The sequence below is a fragment of the Streptomyces sp. AA1529 genome (assembly GCF_000280905.1).
Taxonomy (GTDB): Bacteria; Actinomycetota; Actinomycetes; order Streptomycetales; family Streptomycetaceae; genus Streptomyces.
Map to the genome: position 1 here is coordinate 34,602 of NZ_ALAP01000009.1, position 16,822 is coordinate 51,423.

At 76.3% G+C, this 16,822-nt stretch carries 11 protein-coding genes; 10 read left to right on the plus strand and 1 reads right to left on the minus strand.

Annotated elements, in window-relative coordinates:
* Positions 1–65 precede the first annotated feature (65 nt).
* The 3 genes from A949_RS32045 (at position 66) to A949_RS0101520 (ending at position 4,006) form a co-directional block, all read left to right on the plus strand.
* Positions 66–1,403 (plus strand): acyltransferase family protein, encoded by a 1,338-nt coding sequence (locus tag A949_RS32045; protein ID WP_019354240.1) that lies wholly within the window; start codon positions 66–68, stop codon positions 1,401–1,403.
* Positions 1,403–2,938 carry an acyltransferase family protein gene (locus tag A949_RS35320; RefSeq protein WP_019354241.1) on the plus strand — a complete coding sequence of 512 codons (1,536 nt, stop codon included), beginning with the start codon at positions 1,403–1,405 and terminating at the stop codon, positions 2,936–2,938. Before A949_RS32045 ends, A949_RS35320 begins: the two co-directional genes overlap by 1 nt.
* A gap of 135 nt (positions 2,939–3,073) precedes the next feature.
* The gene (locus tag A949_RS0101520) at positions 3,074–4,006 is read left to right on the plus strand and encodes a class I SAM-dependent methyltransferase (RefSeq protein WP_019354242.1); all 933 of its coding nucleotides are present in this window, start codon (positions 3,074–3,076) and stop codon (positions 4,004–4,006) included.
* A 66-nt stretch (positions 4,007–4,072) separates the two neighbouring features.
* On the opposite strand, the gene A949_RS0101525 is transcribed toward A949_RS0101520, so the two are convergent.
* Positions 4,073–6,010, minus strand: coding sequence for a hypothetical protein (locus A949_RS0101525; protein WP_019354243.1), 1,938 nt, complete (start codon positions 6,008–6,010; stop codon positions 4,073–4,075).
* A 435-nt stretch (positions 6,011–6,445) separates the two neighbouring features.
* On the opposite strand from A949_RS0101525, the gene A949_RS32055 reads away from it, so the two are divergent.
* From A949_RS32055 to A949_RS32065, 7 genes are all read left to right on the plus strand, one after another.
* Entirely contained in the window at positions 6,446–7,099 is a 654-nt protein-coding gene (locus A949_RS32055; RefSeq protein ID WP_106428712.1) for an acyltransferase, read from the plus strand.
* A 169-nt stretch (positions 7,100–7,268) separates the two neighbouring features.
* Positions 7,269–8,387 (plus strand): DegT/DnrJ/EryC1/StrS family aminotransferase, encoded by a 1,119-nt coding sequence (locus A949_RS0101535; RefSeq protein ID WP_019354245.1) that lies wholly within the window; start codon positions 7,269–7,271, stop codon positions 8,385–8,387.
* A 167-nt stretch (positions 8,388–8,554) separates the two neighbouring features.
* Positions 8,555–9,748 (plus strand): Gfo/Idh/MocA family protein, encoded by a 1,194-nt coding sequence (locus A949_RS0101540; protein ID WP_272944181.1) that lies wholly within the window; start codon positions 8,555–8,557, stop codon positions 9,746–9,748.
* On the plus strand, positions 9,745–12,531 hold the full coding sequence (locus A949_RS0101545) for a glycosyltransferase (protein ID WP_019354247.1): 2,787 nt from the start codon (positions 9,745–9,747) through the stop codon (positions 12,529–12,531). Before A949_RS0101540 ends, A949_RS0101545 begins: the two co-directional genes overlap by 4 nt.
* Positions 12,532–12,602: 71 nt before the next feature.
* On the plus strand, positions 12,603–14,492 hold the full coding sequence (locus A949_RS36015; protein ID WP_019354248.1) for a glycosyltransferase family 4 protein: 1,890 nt from the start codon (positions 12,603–12,605) through the stop codon (positions 14,490–14,492).
* Positions 14,389–15,657, plus strand: a complete 1,269-nt coding sequence (locus A949_RS0101555; protein ID WP_237735710.1) for a nucleotide sugar dehydrogenase — start codon at positions 14,389–14,391, stop codon at positions 15,655–15,657. The genes A949_RS36015 and A949_RS0101555 overlap by 104 nt, the downstream gene beginning before the upstream one ends.
* Positions 15,654–16,808 (plus strand): glycosyltransferase family 2 protein, encoded by a 1,155-nt coding sequence (locus tag A949_RS32065; protein ID WP_019354250.1) that lies wholly within the window; start codon positions 15,654–15,656, stop codon positions 16,806–16,808. Before A949_RS0101555 ends, A949_RS32065 begins: the two co-directional genes overlap by 4 nt.
* Positions 16,809–16,822: the final 14 nt, after the last annotated feature.

A 16,822-nucleotide genomic window follows, 5' to 3' on the forward strand; every position in this document is an offset into this window, starting at 1 on the left:
TCGTTCGGCCCTCGTGGCGGCATGCCGCGACCGGATGGACCGCCGCCGCGCCTACTGTCCGATCAATGGCCTCGAAGATCATCGACCCAGCCGGGCCGGGCGGCACCGACGGCGGTCCGCCCGCCGGTTCCGGCGCGCCCGCGGACGGTGCGGACGCCGAGGGAGCCGCGGGGGCCGCGGAGGCCGCGGAGGCCGCCCCGGCGGCAGCCGGAACGGTGTCGGCGGTCGCCTCCGAGGCACCGGCCGGCCCCGGGGCGCGGGCCGACCCCGGGGCACCCGCCGGTGCGGCCCACGGCACTGCCGGCAGCGCGGCCGACACCGGCAGCGCCGCCGACACCGGCAGCGCGGCCGACGGCACGGGGCGCCCCGCCCGGGACCCGTTCCTCGACAACGCGAAGTTCCTGCTCATCGTGCTCGTCGTGATCGGCCACAGCTGGCCGATGGGGCTCGTCGAGGGCTCCCGCACCGTCAAGGCCGGCTATCTGTGGATCTCCTCCTTCCACATGCCCGCCTTCATCCTGCTGAGCGGCTACTTCTCCCGCGGTTTCACCGGACGCCCCGCGCAGCTGCGCAGACTGGTGGCCGGGGTGCTGGTGCCGTACCTCGTCTTCGAGGTGCTCTACACCGCGGTGGAGACCGCCGCCTGGGGGAAGCCGTTCCGGCTGACCCTGACCGAACCCACGTTCGTGTGCTGGTTCCTGGCCGCACTCTTCGTCTGGCGGCTCACGGTCCCCCTGTGGCGGGTGATCCCCCGGCCGCTGCCGGTCGCCGTGCTCGTCTCCCTCGCGGCCGGCACCTCCACCCTCGGGGACGACCTGGCGCTGCCCAGGGTGCTGATGTTCCTGCCGTGGTTCGTCCTCGGACTGGCCCTGCGGCCCGCCCACTTCGCCCGGCTGCGGACCAGCGCCCCGCTGCGGTGGTGCGCCCCGCTGGTGCTCGCCGCGGGCGGCGCCGCGGCGTACGCGCTCGCGCCGGGCACCGATGTGCACTGGCTGTGGATGAGCCACGGCCAGGCCGAACTGGGCGCGAGCACACTGCCCTACCTTCTGGTGCGGCTCGCGCTGTTCGCGGTCACCGCCCTGATGACCGGCGCCTTCCTCGCGGTGGTGCCGCGGCGCACCCGCTGGATCACCGCGTTCGGGGCCGTGACGCTGTACCCCTACCTGCTGCACGGACTGCTGACCACCGCCGCGCACGGCTACGGCTGGGAGGCGCCGCTGCGTCCGCTCGGCCCGCTCGGTGCCGGCCTGCTGACGGTCTGCGGAGCCGCCGTCGCCGTACTGCTGTCGACCGCGCCCGTACGGCGGCTCGCGCGGCCCCTCATCGAGCCACCGGTGCCGGGCCTCACCCGGCCGCGGCGCCGGGGACGCTCGCCCGGAACGAGTGAGCCAAGGACGGCGTGATGGCCTGGGACCCTTTCACCGACAGCTTCGTGACACCGTCGCGCACGGCACCCGGCGGCGCGGAACCGCAGCGGACCGCGCCGCCGGACGGCGAAGCCGCAGCGCGCTCCGCGCCCACCGTCTCGGCCCTGGGCTCCTGCGCCGGGCCGGACGGCTCCAGCGGCACGCTCCCCGGGCCGCCCGGACCCGCCGCCGGGCTGCCCGCGCCCGCCCCGGCGCCGCCCTCCTCGGGCACCCGGCGGCCGGGGGAGCGCGGCGCGCCGGACGAGGCCCGAGGGGCGCGCGAAGGCGACACCGGCGGCCCGGAGAAAGCGGCCGGGGAACCGCACCGGAGGTGGGCCCGGGGATCCCACCGGCCGGCCCGCGGCGCCTCCGCCGCGGCGCGGCAGAGCGGACGCGACCCGTTTCTCGACAACGCGCGGTTCCTGCTGGTCCTGCTCGTCGTCCTGGAGCACAACTGGGCACCCGTCGCCGACGCCATGCGCGGTGTCGAGGCCGCCTCGCTGCTGGTGTACTCCTTCCACCTGCCCGCCCTGGCGCTGCTGTGCGGCCACCTCTCGCGCAACTTCACCGGGCGGCCCGACCAGATGCGCAGGCTGCTGACCCATCTGCTGGTCCCCTACCTCGTCTTCGAGGCCGCCTTCGGGGGGATGCGCACCCTCTTCTGGGAGCAGCCCTTCGCCGTCACCCCGACCCGGCCCTCCTTCGTGTGCTGGTTCCTGCTGGCGCTGTTCGTCTGGCGGCTGACGGCGCCCCTGTGGCGGGCCGTCCGCTGGCCGGTGGCCTTCGCCGCGCTGCTGTCGGTCGCCGCCGGGTTCACCGACCTGGGAGACGAACTGGCCCTGTCCCGGTTGCTGATGTACTGGCCGTGGTTCGTCCTGGGGCTGCGGCTGCGCGCCGACCGGCTGCGCCCGCTGCGCAACCGCGCCGCGCGCAGATGGGCACTGCCGGTGCTGGCCGCCGCCGCGGCGGGCGCCTGGTGGGCGGCGCCCCGGGTGAGCCGCGACTGGCTGCTGATGGAGGCGGGCGCCCACGAACTGGGCCTGCGCCCGCTGCCGTACGTGGGCGTGCGGCTCGCGCTGTTCGTGCTCGGCGGGGTGCTGGTGGCCGCGTTCCTCGCACTGGTCCCCGCACGCCGCACCGGCTACACCGTGCTGGGCGCCTGCGCGCTCTACCCCTTCCTGCTGCACGGGCTCGTCGTCGAGGCCGTCCGGCAGACCGGCGGCTACCAGGTGGTGGTCACCGGCGGCCTGCTGGCGGTGGTGGGGACGACGGTGCTGGCCGTGGGGCTCACGATGCTGCTCGGGCTGCCGCAGGTGCGGCAGGTCCTCTGGCCGCTGGTGGAGCCGTCGTTCCCCGGATGGCTGCACGGGCGGGCCGCGCCGGAGGCGGGCGACGCCGCCGCGCCCGACGGGCGGCTCCCCCGGGTGCGCGCCCCGCAGGGCGGCAGCGGCCGGTGGCCGGCGGACGGCCGGGCCGTGGCGCCCCGCTCGGCCGGGACCCCGGTGCCGGGCCGGATCGCGAACGGCGGCTGAACCCCGGATGGCCGCGGCACTGCGGCTCGCCGAAGCTCTGCCGACGCGCGGCGCGGCGGGCTCCGGTGCGTCCCGGCGGGCGGTACAGGTGCCAGGGACGCCCGTACGCACCCGTACCGAGGAGAGCGCCTTCCCATGACGACCACCGCCGCGTCCGGCCGGGCTCTGCCCGACGCCGAAGCCTCCCCAGCCGATGCCGCCGACGGCCGGGAACCGCCCAGGCCCCGGACCTTCGAGGAGGTGCCCGGCTGGTTCTACCGCACCGACCTGATCCTCTTCGACTGGTTCCTGACCCGGCAGCGCGAACTCCGGCACCGCGGCGACCTGCTGGAGATGGGTGCCTATCTCGGCAAGAGCGCCGTCCTGACCGGCGGCTACCTCAACGGCCCGGACGAACGGTTCACCGTCTGCGACCTCTTCGACTCCGAGGCCGCGCCCGACGACGCCAACGGACGCGAGCTGCGGCGCTCCTACCCCACGCTGACCCGGCGCGCCTTCGAGGCCAACTACCTCTCCTTCCACGACGAGCTGCCGCGGATCCTCCAGGCGCCGACGACAGCGGTGCCCGACGAGGTCACGGACGGCAGCTGCCGCTTCGTCCACGTGGACGCCTCCCACCTGTACGCGCACGTGCGCGGGGACATCGCCGCCGCGCGGGGCGCCCTCGGCCCGGCCGGGCTCGTCGTCCTGGACGACTACCGCTCCGACCACACACCCGGTGTCGCCTGCGCCACCTGGCAGGCCGTGCTGGAGGACGGGTTGCGGCCGGTCTGCGTCTCCGGCCACAAGTTCTACGGCACCTGGGGAGACCCGGAACCCTGGCAGGACGCCCTGCACGCCGAGCTGCGGGCCCGCGGCAAGTGCTGGCTGCAGTGGCAGGAGGTGGCGGGCCGGCGGCTGCTGCTGGTGGGGGCGCGCAAGGCCGCCCCGCCGGTGCTGCCCGTCTCGCGGCACGCCGGGTCCGGTGCCGCCCGGGGGACCGCGCTCCGCGCCGCCGCCGTCCGGCGGCTCGCCGTCGACCTGCTGCCCCCGCTGATGACCCGCGCCGTGCGCCGCGCCCGCCGCTGACCCGCCCGCCGCGACCGGCCCGGCGCTGACCGGCCCGGCGCTGACCGGCCCGGTGGGGCGGCGCGCTCAGCACAGCCGGCGTTCGGCCACCAGCGGGTCCGGCGGGATGCGCAGGGTGGTGCGGGACCAGGAGCCCCGCAGGTTGCTCCAGAACCGGCCCGGCGTCAGCGGCGCCCGGGTCGAGTCGAGGAGGTCGGGGAGCGGGCCGCAGGTCAGCGCGTGCCGGGCGGCCCGCACCCGGCGCGGGTCGACGCCCCGGGGCACCGGTGCGCCCGGCGCGGTCAGGTCGGCGAGGATCCAGGCGCGGTTCAGCGGCTTCTCGTGCCCCGCCTTGCGGTGCGAGACGGGTTCGGTGTGGGCGCCCAGCGGGTTGCCCAGGCCGAGGATGTCCACGACCCGGCCGTCCAACGGGAGGACGGCCCCGGCCAGCCCCAGCCGCGCCTCCGCGCCCGCGACCGGCGCCCGCACCCGCGGGGCCAGCGGTACCAGCGGGAATCCCGCGTCGCGGGGCAGCCGCAGCACCAGCGTGTGCCCGCCCTCGCGCAGGGCGTGCCGCGCCACCAGGGTGAAGTCCCGCGGCGCCGCCGTGTGGTCGTACTGGCTCACCGGATGGTGCGCGCCCAGCGCCTGCTGGTAGATGCTGTGCGAGTCGAAGACGATCCGCTCGTCCTCGAGGCTGCCCAGCGGCGGGCGGAGCGCGACGAGGCAGACCATGCCCCAGCCCGCCACCGCCGCCGTCAGCACGGTCGCCGCACGGCCGAACGGCAGCAGGAGGACGGGCAGCAGCAGCAGGAAGAGGGCGGGCAGCACCATCCGGCCGTGCATGAAGTCGCCGCCGACCTTCACCACGAAGAGTGCCGAGAGCAGCCCCGCCAGGACGGGGGCCACCGTCAGCGCGGCGTCGGCCCCGCGCGGCACGCCCGGCGCACAGCCGCCGCTGCCGCTCCCGTCCGCGCTGCCGCTGCCGCCGCTGATTCCGCTGCCGCCTCCGTCTCCGCTCCCGTGTCGGGTACGGACCAGGTGGAGCACTCCGTACGCGGCGAGGAGGCCGAGCGGTACCCACAGCAGGTACGGGTCCAGGGTGTTGCGCAGGTAGTACCAGCCGTAGCCCCACTGGCTGCCGGAGGCCTCCTTGGCGATGGCCGGCAGCGGCACGAGTACGCCGTAGTACCCGGCGCGGAAGAGTTCGTAGCCGCCCGGCAGCGCGACCGCCGCGCCCGCCCAGGCGAGCGCGGTGCGCGGCCGGGGCCGCCGCACCACCCACAGCGCGGCCAGGAACACGGCGCCGACCAGCACGAGGTCCGGCCGCACCAGGGGGCCCAGGCCGAACACGAACGCGGTGGCGGGCAGCGCCCGCCCGGGTGCCGTCAGCGCGCGCCGCAGCCCGCGGAGCGCCGACGCCTTCCGGTTCCGCTCCGGGATCGGTCCAGGGTCCGGTTCCCGGTCCGGTTCCGGATCCGAGCGCGCCCGGACCAGCAGCCACCAGCAGCCGCCCAGATAGCCGAAGGTCAGCCCGCTCTCCAGCCCGGAGGTCGCGTAGTCCCAGGTCGCGCAGAGCGGGAGCAGCACCAGTACCCCGACGGGCAGCAGCGCACCCGCGGGCCGGCGCAGGCGGATCATCCGGCGGGTGCCGTCCAGCGCCAGCAGGAAGCCCGCAACGGTGCACAGCAGCCCCAGGGCGACCGCGAGCCGCAGCGGGTCGTCCACCCCGGGCACGGTGCTCCCGGCGGCGAGCAGCCACTGCCAGAGGGTCCCGGTCGAGGTCTCGGCGCGCTCGCCGACGTTGTAGACCGGGCCGTTGCCCGCCAGGATCTGCCGCACGGTGCGGGTGTAGATCAGCGCGTCGTCGTTGGTCCAGCGGTGCCGGTACCCCAGGACGAGGACGGTCGCGCCGCAGGCGAGGACGGCGAGCGCGTTCCAGCGCTGGACCAGTGTGCCGGGCAGACCGAAGGCCCGTGGTCCCTGCGCCGGTTGGGGTACCGGGATCTCATCCGAGCGCGACATACCGCCAGCCTCTCCCCGGGCCAGCCGGGGCCCGTGCCTGCGGCGCGCCGCCGGGGTGCCGCTCACCCGGTCGGCGGAGGCGTGCCGCGGGGAAGCGGGCGGACTCCGGGGGCGCCGCGCGCGCCGGTCGCCGGACACGCCGCGTGCTGCGGCCATATTCGGCCTCGGGCCGGTTCGGCGGGCCGGACCGGGCTGGAGTGGTCCGGTCCGGCCGAAGCGGCCCGGGACACCGCCGGTCCCGACGCGTCCGCTGTGTCCGCTGCGTTGTTCCGTCCCCGTACCGCCCCGCACAGAGAGCGAGCCGCGATGCCCCCCGTCGATCCCACCCCCGAACCGGTCTCTCCCGCTCCGGTGCCCCCGAACCCGGCCGCCGGCTCCGGGCCGGCCTCGTCCTTCCGCCCGCCGCACCACACGCGCGTGGGGGACTTCCGTGCGATGCCGGGCGCGCAGGTCTCCGAGCGCGCCGCCGTCGGGGACGGCAGCACCGTGTGGGAGCTCGCGCAGGTGCGCGAGGACGCGGAACTCGGCGCGGAGTGCGTGATCGGGCGGGGTGCCTACGTCGGCGCCGGGGTCCGGATCGGCGACCGCTGCAAGCTGCAGAACCACGCCCTGGTCTACGAGCCCGCCGTCCTGGGCGACGGGGTCTTCGTCGGACCGGCCGTGGTCCTCACCAACGACCGCGCCCCGCGCGCGGTGGAGCCGGACGGTGCGCTCAAGCGGGCGGGGGACTGGGAGGCGGTGGGGGTCACGGTCGACGACGGCGCCTCGCTCGGCGCGCGTGCCGTGTGCGTGGCGCCGGTCCGGATCGGCCGCTGGGCGATGGTGGCGGCGGGCGCCGTGGTGACGGCGGACGTGCCCGACTTCGGCCTCGTCGCGGGGGTTCCGGCACGCCGTGTCGGCTGGGTGGGCCGCTCCGGGGTGCGGCTGCGTCCGGTGCCGGAGCGGCCGGGGGAGTGGGAGTGCCCCAGGACGGGCGAGCGGTACCGGGAGCGGCCCGCGGAAGGCGCCGCCGGGGCGACCGGCGGCGGCCCCGGGCTGCGGGAGGTGCGGCCCGTGGAGCACGGGGCGGGGGGCCGGGACCGCTCGTGACGGAGCGCAGGGGAAGGCGCAGCCGCGCCCTCGTCCGGGGTGCGGGTGTAGGCGATCCGGGTGATTTATAAGCAAATCATGCAAGAGGGCGGCCGGATGCGGGTCCACATAGGGCGAATCTGCCGGGGGAACCGGAGGGCACATCCGCATGCAAGGGCTGCGAAAAGACATGATTCCGGCTGCCAAGCCCACGATTCCGGCCGCCAAACCCGTACTCGGGGACGACGAGGTCGCCGCCGCGGTGCGGGTCCTGCGCGACGGCCGCGTCGTCCAGGGACCCGAAGTGGCCGCGTTCGAAGAAGAGTTCGGCGCACTGGTCGAGGGCCGCCCGTGCGTCGCCGTGAACTCGGGCACCTCTGCGCTCCACCTCGCGCTGCTCGCGCTCGGCATCGGGCAGGGCGACGAGGTCGTCGTCCCCTCGTTCTCGTTCGCCGCCACCGCGAACGCGGTGCGGCTCGCCGGCGCCGAACCGGTCTTCGCCGAGATCGACCCGGAGACCTTCTGCCTGGACCCGGACGCCGCCGCCGACGCCGTCGGTCCGCGCACCGCCGCGCTGCTGCCGGTGCACCTGTACGGCCATCCGGCGCCCATGGGGCGCCTCACCCAACTCGCGCAGCGGCACGGGCTGGCCGTCGTCGAGGACGCCTGCCAGGCGCACGCCGCCGCGCTGCACGGGCGGCCGGTGGGCACCTTCGGTGACGCGGCCTGCTTCAGCTTCTACCCGACCAAGAACATGCACGCCCTGGAGGGCGGCATGGTCGTCGTCCCGGACGCGGAGCGGGCCCGCACCCTGCGGCTGCTGCGCAACCAGGGCATGGAGCAGCGGTACGAGAACGAGATCGTCGGTGCCAACATGCGGATGACCGACGTGGCCGCGGCCATCGGCCGCGTGCAGCTCGAACGGCTGCCGGAGTGGACCGAGCAGCGCCGCACCAACGCCAAGGCGCTCGACGCGGGCCTGGCCGGCGGGCTGGTCACCCCGCAGGTCGCCGACGGCGCCCGGCACGTCTTCCACCAGTACACGGTCCGGGTGCCGGGCGGCTCCGCGGTACGGGACGCGGTCCGGCGCGAGGTGCAGGCCGCGGGCGTGGGGTGCGCCGTCTACTACCCGACGCCCATCCACCGGCTGAAGCCCTACGCGCACCTGGGCGCCGACCTCCCGGTCACCGACCAGGCCGCCGCCGAGGTGCTCTCGCTGCCCGTGCATCCCGCGCTCACCTCCGAGGACCTGGACCGGATCGTGGCCGCGGCGGACGGCGCGGCGCGCCGTGCCGGGGTGACGAAGTGACGGCGGCGAGGGCGGCCGCGGCGGCGCCGACCGCGGCGGCCGCACCCGTGGCGCCCGCGGCCAACGAGCCCAGGACCGCCCGCGCGGCCCGTACGGGGTCCGGCCCCGGGGCCGCCGCGGCGGCCGCGCCCGAGGAGCAGCACGCGGGGCACGGCGCCGGGCGGCGGCTGCGCGCCGGACTCGTCGGGCTGGGGGTGATGGGCCGCAACCACGCGCGGATCCTCGCCGCGCTGGACGGTGTGGAGTTCGTCGGCGTCGTCGACCCGGCCGGAGCCCCGCACACCGGCGGGCCCCTGCCGCCCGGCGTGCCGGTGCTGCGCGAGGTGGCCGACCTGCTGGCGCTGGGCGTCGACTACGCGGTCGTCGCCTGTCCGACCGCGCTGCACGAGGAGGTCGGCCTGCAACTCGCCGCGCACGACGTGTGCGCGCTGCTGGAGAAGCCGCTGGCACACACGCCACAGGCCGCACGGCGGCTGGTGCACGCCTTCGAGGAGCGCGGCCTGGTCGCCGGGGTGGGGCATGTGGAGCGGTTCAACCCCGCGCTCCAGCAGCTGCGCAGCCGGCTGGAGGCGGGGGAGCTGGGGGACCTCTTCCAGGTCGTCACCCGGCGGCAGGGGCCCTTCCCGCACCGCATCGCCGACGTGGGGGTGGTCAAGGACCTGGCCACCCACGACATCGACCTGACGGGCTGGATCACCGGGCAGGGCTACGCCTCGCTCTCGGCCCGCACCGTCTCCAAGAGCGGCCGCGAGCACGAGGACATGGTCGCCGTCGTCGGCTCGCTGACCGGCGGCACCATGGTCAGCCACCTGGTGAACTGGCTCAGCCCGCTCAAGGAGCGCTTCACCGCCGTCACGGGCGAGCGGGGCTGCTTCGTCGCGGACACCCTCACCGCCGATCTGACCTTCCACGCCAACGGCGCGGTGGCCACCGAGTGGGAGGCCCTGCGCGCCTTCCGCGGGGTCGCCGAGGGCGACGCGGTGCGGTACGCGTTCCCCAAGCGTGAGCCGCTGCTCGTCGAGCACGAGCGGTTCCGCGACGCGGTGCGCCGGGGCACCGGGGAGGGCAGCGGCATCGTCACCGCCCGCGAGGGGCTGCGGACGGTGGAGGTGTCGGCGGCCGTGCTGGAGTCGGCACGCGAGGCGGGCCGGGTACGCGGCGGGGCGCCTCCGGCGGCGGGGGACACGGCCGGACCGCAACCCCTCGTGGTGGCCTCGCCGGTCGGTGTGTCCGCCCCGGCGCCGGACCCGGACGGACCGGCGCCCCACCAGACCGCCGCCTCCCACGCCCCGACGGCTTCCCACGCCCCGACGGTCTCCCAGGACCCGGCGGCCCCCACCATCGCGGAGCACACGGCATGAGGCACACGCACCGCAGCATCCGGCGCCGGACGGCGCCCGGCAGCAACGCCCCCGAGGCGCCCGGCGCGGCCGCCGGGCGGATGGCCGGGAGCGCGGACCGGCAGAGCGCGGAGCGTCCCCGGGGACGTCCGCGGCTGGCCGTCGTCGTCGGCAACACCATCACCGGGGACTCCCGGGTGCAGAAGACCGCCATCGCCGCGGCCCGGGCGGGCTGGGACGTGACGCTGGTCGGGCGCAGCCCCTCCCGGCGGCGCGAGGAATCGGTGCTCGGCCCGGTCCGCGTCATCAAGGTGCCGGTCTCGGCGCAGCTGCGGGCCGTGGTCGCCGCCGAGCGCCGCCGCCCCGGAGTGCGCAGCCGGCTCACCCAGTTCGGACTGCCCGACGACGCCGCCTGGGTACGGGCCCGGGCCGCGCACGCGGCCTGGGTGCGCGAGCAGACGGCACGGGTCGGCTGGCTCGGCGGCCCCGCACCCGAGCGGCCGGCCCCCCGGGAGCCGCGGGCCGCCGCACTGGCCCGGCAGCTCGCCCGGGAGGCGCTCCGCGGATGGGTACGGGCCCGCCGGTACGCGCACCGGGGCCGCGGCCGCGCCTACCGGTGGGAGCGCCGGAAGGTCGCGGGTGCGACGCGGCCCACCGGCGACTGGCGCACCGACTGGCCCGAACTGCTCGACATCGACCTGGCGTTCGGCCCGGTCGTCGAGGAGCTGGAACCGGACGTCATCCACGCCAACGACCATCTGATGATCGCCGTGGGTGCGCGCAGCACCGCCCGGCTGCGGGCCCGCGGCGTGCCCACCCGCTGGCTGTACGACGCACACGAGTACGTCCGCGGCGTCGAGTGGCCCGACGCGGTGCGCGCCGCCGCCTTCCCCGGGGTGGAGGAGGAGTTCATCGGCCGCGCCGACGCGGTCGTCACCGTCTCCGAGGAACTGGCCGGCATCCTGCGCGAGGCGTATGCGCTGCCCGCCGAGCCGCTGGTCGTCGCCAACGCGCCGGTCCGCGAGACGGTCAGCGCCACGGCGGGCGAGTGCGTCCGCGTCCGGGACGTGTGCGGGCTGAGCCCCGACGTGCCGCTGCTCGTCTACGCCGGATGGATCGGCCCCGAGCGGGGGCTGGACACGGCGGTGGAAGGACTGGCGGAGCTGCCGCACGCCCACCTCGCGCTGGTCGCGGGCAAGGAGAACGCGACGCTCCAGGGGCTGCTGGCCCGGGCCGAGGAACTGGGCGTCCGGCAGCGGGTGCACGTGGTGCCCTACGTGCCGCAGGAACAGGTGCCCGACTACCTCTCCTCCGCCGACCTCGGCCTGGTCTGCTTCCGGCACGTGCCCAACTGCGAGATCTCGCTGCCCACCAAGGCCGCCGAGTACCTGCACGCCGGACTGCCGATGGTCACCAGCGGGGTGCGCACGCTGCGCAACTTCGTCGAACGCACCGGTGTCGGCGAGGTGTTCGTCACCGAGGACGTCCGCTCCTTCGTGGCGGCCGTGCAGCGCGGCCTCGCCAAGCGGAGCACGCTGGCCGCGCGGATCACCGAACCGCTGCTGCGGGAACTGTCCTGGGAGCAGCAGTCGGCGGGGCTGCTGGACCTCTACGAGCAGCTCGCGGGCCCGGCCGCCACGGCCCGCCTGGCGCCCCGCGGCGTGCCGTGGTCCGCTGCCGAGCAGCCCGGGCCGGGCGGCCCGGGCCGTGCCGCCTCCCCGGCGCCGGCGGAGTCCGGTGCCGCTCCCTCCGCGTGGCGGTCGCTGGGCAGCACCCCGGTGCGGCTCGGCTTGGGCTGCGCCAACTCGGCCGGACAGCTCGCCGGATTCGCGCGGGCGCTGTGCGAGCGCCGCCAGGACCTGTCGGCCGAGGTCGTGATGCACACCCACGACCAGAGCGTCATCTACCCGGCCGACATCTACGCGATCGGCGAGCGCACCGGCGACCTGGGGTTCCAACTGGAGCGGGCACACCGGGTGCTGGGCTCCTACACGCACTATCTGGCCGACTCCTTCACCCCGGCGCTGGGCCGGCTCAACGGCGGCCACATCCAGGACGACCTGCCCTCGCTGTCCGCCGCCGGGATCAAGGTGGCGCTGCTGGCGCACGGCAGCGATGTGCGCGACCCCCAGCGGCACATGAGCCGCTACGAGCACTCCCTCTTCCACGCCGCCGACGAGGCCGTCCTCACGGCACTGACGCGGAAGAGCGCCCGCAACCGGCGGGCTGCGGCGCAGAGCGGACTGCCCCAGTTCGTGACCACACCCGACCTGCTGGAGGAGCTGCCCGGGGCCCGCTGGGCGCCGCTGGTGGTCGACACCGCGAGCTGGGCGAGCGAGCGGCCCGCCATGGAGCGCTCCCGGCCCGTGGTGGTGCACGCGCCCTCCAAGCGGTGGACGAAGGGCACCGAGAAGGTGGTGCCGGTGCTGGAGGAGATGGACCGGCGCGGTCTGATCGAGTTCCGGATGCTGACCGGCGCGCCCTGGAGCGAGGTGCGGGAACTGGTCAAGGGCGCGGACGTGGTCGTCGACCAGTTCGCCGTCGGCACCTACGGCACCTTCGCCTGCGAGGGGATGGCCGCGGGCCGGCCCGTCATCGCCTTCCTGGACGAGCGGCTGCACCGGTCGGTCGGCATCCGGCCCCCGATCGTCAACGCCACCCCCGCCACGCTGCGCGGCGCGGTCGAGTCGCTGCTGGAGGACCGCGACTCCGCCCGGCGTACCGCACAGGAGTCCGCCGAGTACGTCCGCACCTACCACGACGGCACCTACACGGCGGACGTCCTGGACGGCTTCCTGCGCTGAGCATCCGCGCCGCCTTCCGCGGCGGCGCGCGGCGGCCGACAACGGACGGCCGACAACAGAAGGGGACACCCGTGGAGTTCGACAGCGGCGCCGGGACGGGCGGCACACCGGGCGCGGAGCGGCGGTCCGCCCCCGCCGGGCGGCGGGGCCGGATCGTGATGCTGGTGTGCAACGGGGTGGAGGGCGACTCCCGGGTGCAGAAGACCGCCCGGTCGGCCGCCGCGGCCGGCTGGGAGGTGGTGCTGCTGGGCCGCTCCCCCGACGGGCGGCCCGCCTCCTGGCGGCTGGGCGGGGCGCAGGTGCGGCTGCTGCCCGTGCCCACGCCGCTCGACCGGCCGCCGCGTACCGCGCGCCGTCCGCTGCTGACCCGGCCGCTGGCCTACCGGCCGGCCACCGCGCCCTACCGCGCGCAGCGCGTCAAGGCGTGGCGTGACGAACTGCGCACCCGCCGCGCCGCGCTGGCCGCCGACCGGCGGTCGGCGGTGTACGCCGCGGCGCGGCTGGCCGGTCCGCGGGCCGCCGCCCGGCTCGCCCAGCGCTGGGTGGGCTTCCGCACCCGCCAGCTCGACCGGGGGACGGCGCTGCGCGGCACCGGCACCCCGCTGGACCGGGCGGCCGTGGCCGTGTGGCGGCGTGCCCGCAAGGAGCGCTGCTGGCGGCGGCTGTGGCCCGCCCTCTACGACTTCGAACTCGCCTACGGGCGGGTCGTGGACGAGCTGCGGCCCGACCTGATCCACGCCCACGACTTCCGGATGCTGGGGGTGGGCGCCCGCGCCAAGGTCCGGGCGGCGGCGGCCGGGCGGCCGGTGAAGCTGGTGTGGGACGCGCACGAGTATCTGCCCGGCGTCCGGCCCTGGCAGCACGACGTGCGGTGGCTGCCGGCCCATCTGGCGCACGAGCGCGAGTACGCGCCCTGCGCGGACGCCGCCGTCACCGTCTCCGGCACCCTGGCCGCGCTGCTGCGCGAGGCGCACGGGCTCGCCGAGGAGCCGGCCGTCGTCCTCAACGCGCCGGAGGCGCACGCCGCGACCGGACCGGCCGGCACCGGTGACCCCGCGCCGGGGAGCCCCGCGCCCGGGAGTCCCGCTTCCGCGCGCACCCGGCCCGGGCCGGCTGCCGACGGGAGCGGTGCGGCCGACGGCGGAAACGGCGGAAACGGCGGGGACGGCGGGGACGGCGTGCCGAGCCTGCGCGCGCTGTGCGGCATCGGCACCGGGACCCCGCTGGTCGTCTACAGCGGCGCCGCGGCCCCGCAGCGCGGGCTGCGCACGATGGTGGAGGCACTGGCCGAACTGCCCGAGGTGCACACGGCGCTGGTCGTGCCCCGGCCCTCCGCCGGGTATCTGCGCGAACTGCGCGCGCGGGCCGCGGAGCTGGGGGCGGCCGAGCGGCTGCACGTCCTGCCGTACGTGCCCTACCGGCAGGTCGTCCCCTTCCTCGCGGAGGCGGACGCGGGCGCGATCCCGCTGCACCACTGGACCAACCACGAGATCGCGCTGATCACCAAGTTCTTCGAGTACGCGCACGCCCGGCTGCCGCTGGTGGTCAGCGACGTCAGGACGATGGCCGGCACCACCCGGGAGACCGGCCAGGGCGAGGTCTTCCGCGCGGAGGACACCGCCGACTACGTGCGCGCCGTGCGTGCGGTGCTCGCCGCTCCGCAGCGCTACCGGGCGGCCTACGAGCGCCCGGGCCTGCTGGAGCAGTGGACCTGGGAGGCCCAGGCCCGCACGCTCGACCGGATCTACGCACGGCTGCTGCACCAGGTGGCGCCGGAGCGACCCGACCATCAGGAGCAGCCGGAAGGAGACGGGAATGCGGATCTGCGTGGTGGCGCTCGGGAAGATCGGGCTGCCGCTGGCCGTCCAGTTCGCGGCCAAGGGACACCAGGTGACGGGCGCGGACACCGACGCGCGCGTGGTCGCGAGCGTCAACGACGCGGCGGTGCCCTTCCCCGGTGAGGAGGGGCTGGCGGAACGGCTGGCCGAGGCGGTGGAAGCGGGCCGGCTGTCCGCGACGACCGACACCGCGGCGGCGGTCTCCGACGCGGAGGCCGTCGTGCTCGTCGTCCCGCTGTTCGTCGACGAGCGCGGTACCCCCGACTTCCGGGCGATGGACGCCGCGACCCGCGCCGTCGCCGCCGGGCTGCGCCCCGGCACGCTGGTCAGCTACGAGACGACGCTGCCGGTGGGCACCACCCGGGACCGGTTCGCACCGCTGCTGGCGCAGGACTCGGGGCTGCTGCCCGAGCGGGACTTCTCCCTGGTCTTCTCCCCCGAGCGGGTCTTCACCGGCCGGGTCTTCGCCGATCTGCGCCGCTACCCCAAGCTGGTCGGCGGGATCGGACCGCACTCGGCCAAGGACGGGGTGCGGTTCTACGAGTCGGTGCTCGACTTCGACGTCCGCGAGGAGCTGCCCCGGCCCAACGGGGTGTGGGATCTGGGCTCGGCCGAGGCCGCCGAGCTGGCCAAGCTCGCCGAGACCACCTACCGGGACGTCAACATCGCGCTGGCCAACCAGTTCGCACGGTTCGCCGACCGGTCCGGGGTGGACATCGGCGCCGTCATCGACGCCTGCAACACCCAGCCCTACAGCCACATCCACCGCCCCGGCATCGCGGTGGGCGGCCACTGCATCCCGGTCTATCCGCGGATGTACCTGTGGAACGATCCGGAGGCGGCCCTCGTCCGCGCCGCGCGCGAGACGAACGAGGCCATGCCGGCGCACGCCGTCGACCTGCTGGCCGACGCCTACGGCGAACTGCGCGGCGCCGAGGTGCTGGTGCTCGGCGCGGCCTACCGGGGCGGGGTGAAGGAGACCGCGTTCTCCGGCGTCTTCCCCACGGTGGCCGCGCTCCGCGAGCGGGGTGCGCGTCCGTACGTGTCCGACCCGCTGTACGCGCCGCACGAACTGGCCGACATGGGGCTGCGCCCGCACACCGGCCAGCCGGTGACCGCGGCCGTGGTCCAGACCGACCACGCCGCCTACCGGGAGCTGTCCGCCGACCGGCTGCCCGGCGTGCGGGTCCTGGTCGACGGCCGCCGCGTCACCGACCCGGCGCTGTGGGCGGGGGTGCGGCGGGTGGTCGTCGGGGACGGCGGCGACCGGGAGGCGGTGGCGGTATGAGCGCCGGCACCCCGGCGGCGTCCGGGGCCGCCGGACGGGACGGGGCCGCCGGCCCCGATGCCGACACCGCCTGCCCCGATGTCAGCGTCGTCGTCGCCGCCTTCGACACCATGCCCTACCTCACCCGCTGTCTCTCCTCACTCGTCGAGCAGACGATCGGAGCGCGGCGGATGGAGGTGATCGTCGTCGACGACGGCTCCACCGACGGCAGCACCGAGGAGATCGCCCGCTTCGCCACGCACCACCCCGGCCTGTTCAGCACCGTGCGCCGGGCCAACTCCGGCGGCCCGGCCGCGCCCTGCAACCAGGGCCTGGAGCGGGCGCGCGGGCGCTACGTCTTCTTCCTCGGCGCCGACGACCACCTCGCCCCCCAGGCGCTGGAGCGCATGGTGGCCATGGCCGACGACTGCCGGTCGGACGTGCTGCTGTGCAAGATGGTCCCGGTCGGCGAACGCACCGTCCCCACCGGCGTGTTCGGCCGCTCCGCACCGATGATCCGGCTGGTCGGGGACGGGCTGCCGTGGGCGCTGTCCAACACCAAGCTCTTCCGCCGCTCCCTGGTCGAGGAGCACGGCATCCGCTACGACGAGTCGATGCCCGCCTTCAGCGACCAGCCGTTCGTGCTGGAGGCGTGCGTGCGCGCGGCCCGGATCTCGGTACTGGCCGACCAGCCGCACTACTTCGCCGTCCGCCGCGCCGACTCCAGCAACATCACCTATCGGGCCGGGCCCGAGGTCCGGCTGCACTGCGCCGAGCGGCTCTTCGAGGCCGCCTGCCGCTTCCTGCCGCCCGGTCCGCTGCGGGACGCCTTCCACAAGCGGCACTTCCACGTCGAGGTCTTCCAGCTCTTCGGCGCGGACTTCCCCGCCCTCGACCACGAGGTGCGGCAGGCCGTGTGCACCGGGGCCGCCCGGCTGATCGGCGGGTACGGCGACGGGGTGCTGGAGCGGCTCGACCCGCGCCGCCGCCGCACCCTGGAACTGGCGTGGCGGGGCGATGTCGCCGCGCTGTGCGCCGAGATCGCCGCCGACCCCGAGCGGACCCCGCGCCCGGTCACGCCCGCGGGCCGCGCCTCACTGGTGCGCTGGCTGCGCGGCCCGGGCGGCGCCGGCCGGCCCCCGCGGGGCGGGGCCCGCCCCGCGGTCGGTTGAGCGCCTCGGGCCCA

Coding starts and splice junctions, on each gene's coding strand:
- A949_RS32045 (WP_019354240.1), top strand. CDS start 66: ATGGCCTCGAAGATCATCGACCCAGCCGGGCCGGGCGGCACCGACGGC.
- A949_RS35320 (WP_019354241.1), top strand. CDS start 1,403: ATGGCCTGGGACCCTTTCACCGACAGCTTCGTGACACCGTCGCGCACG.
- A949_RS0101520 (WP_019354242.1), top strand. CDS start 3,074: ATGACGACCACCGCCGCGTCCGGCCGGGCTCTGCCCGACGCCGAAGCC.
- A949_RS0101525 (WP_019354243.1), bottom strand. CDS start 6,010: ATGTCGCGCTCGGATGAGATCCCGGTACCCCAACCGGCGCAGGGACCA.
- A949_RS32055 (WP_106428712.1), top strand. CDS start 6,446: ATGCCGGGCGCGCAGGTCTCCGAGCGCGCCGCCGTCGGGGACGGCAGC.
- A949_RS0101535 (WP_019354245.1), top strand. CDS start 7,269: ATGATTCCGGCTGCCAAGCCCACGATTCCGGCCGCCAAACCCGTACTC.
- A949_RS0101545 (WP_019354247.1), top strand. CDS start 9,745: ATGAGGCACACGCACCGCAGCATCCGGCGCCGGACGGCGCCCGGCAGC.
- A949_RS32065 (WP_019354250.1), top strand. CDS start 15,654: ATGAGCGCCGGCACCCCGGCGGCGTCCGGGGCCGCCGGACGGGACGGG.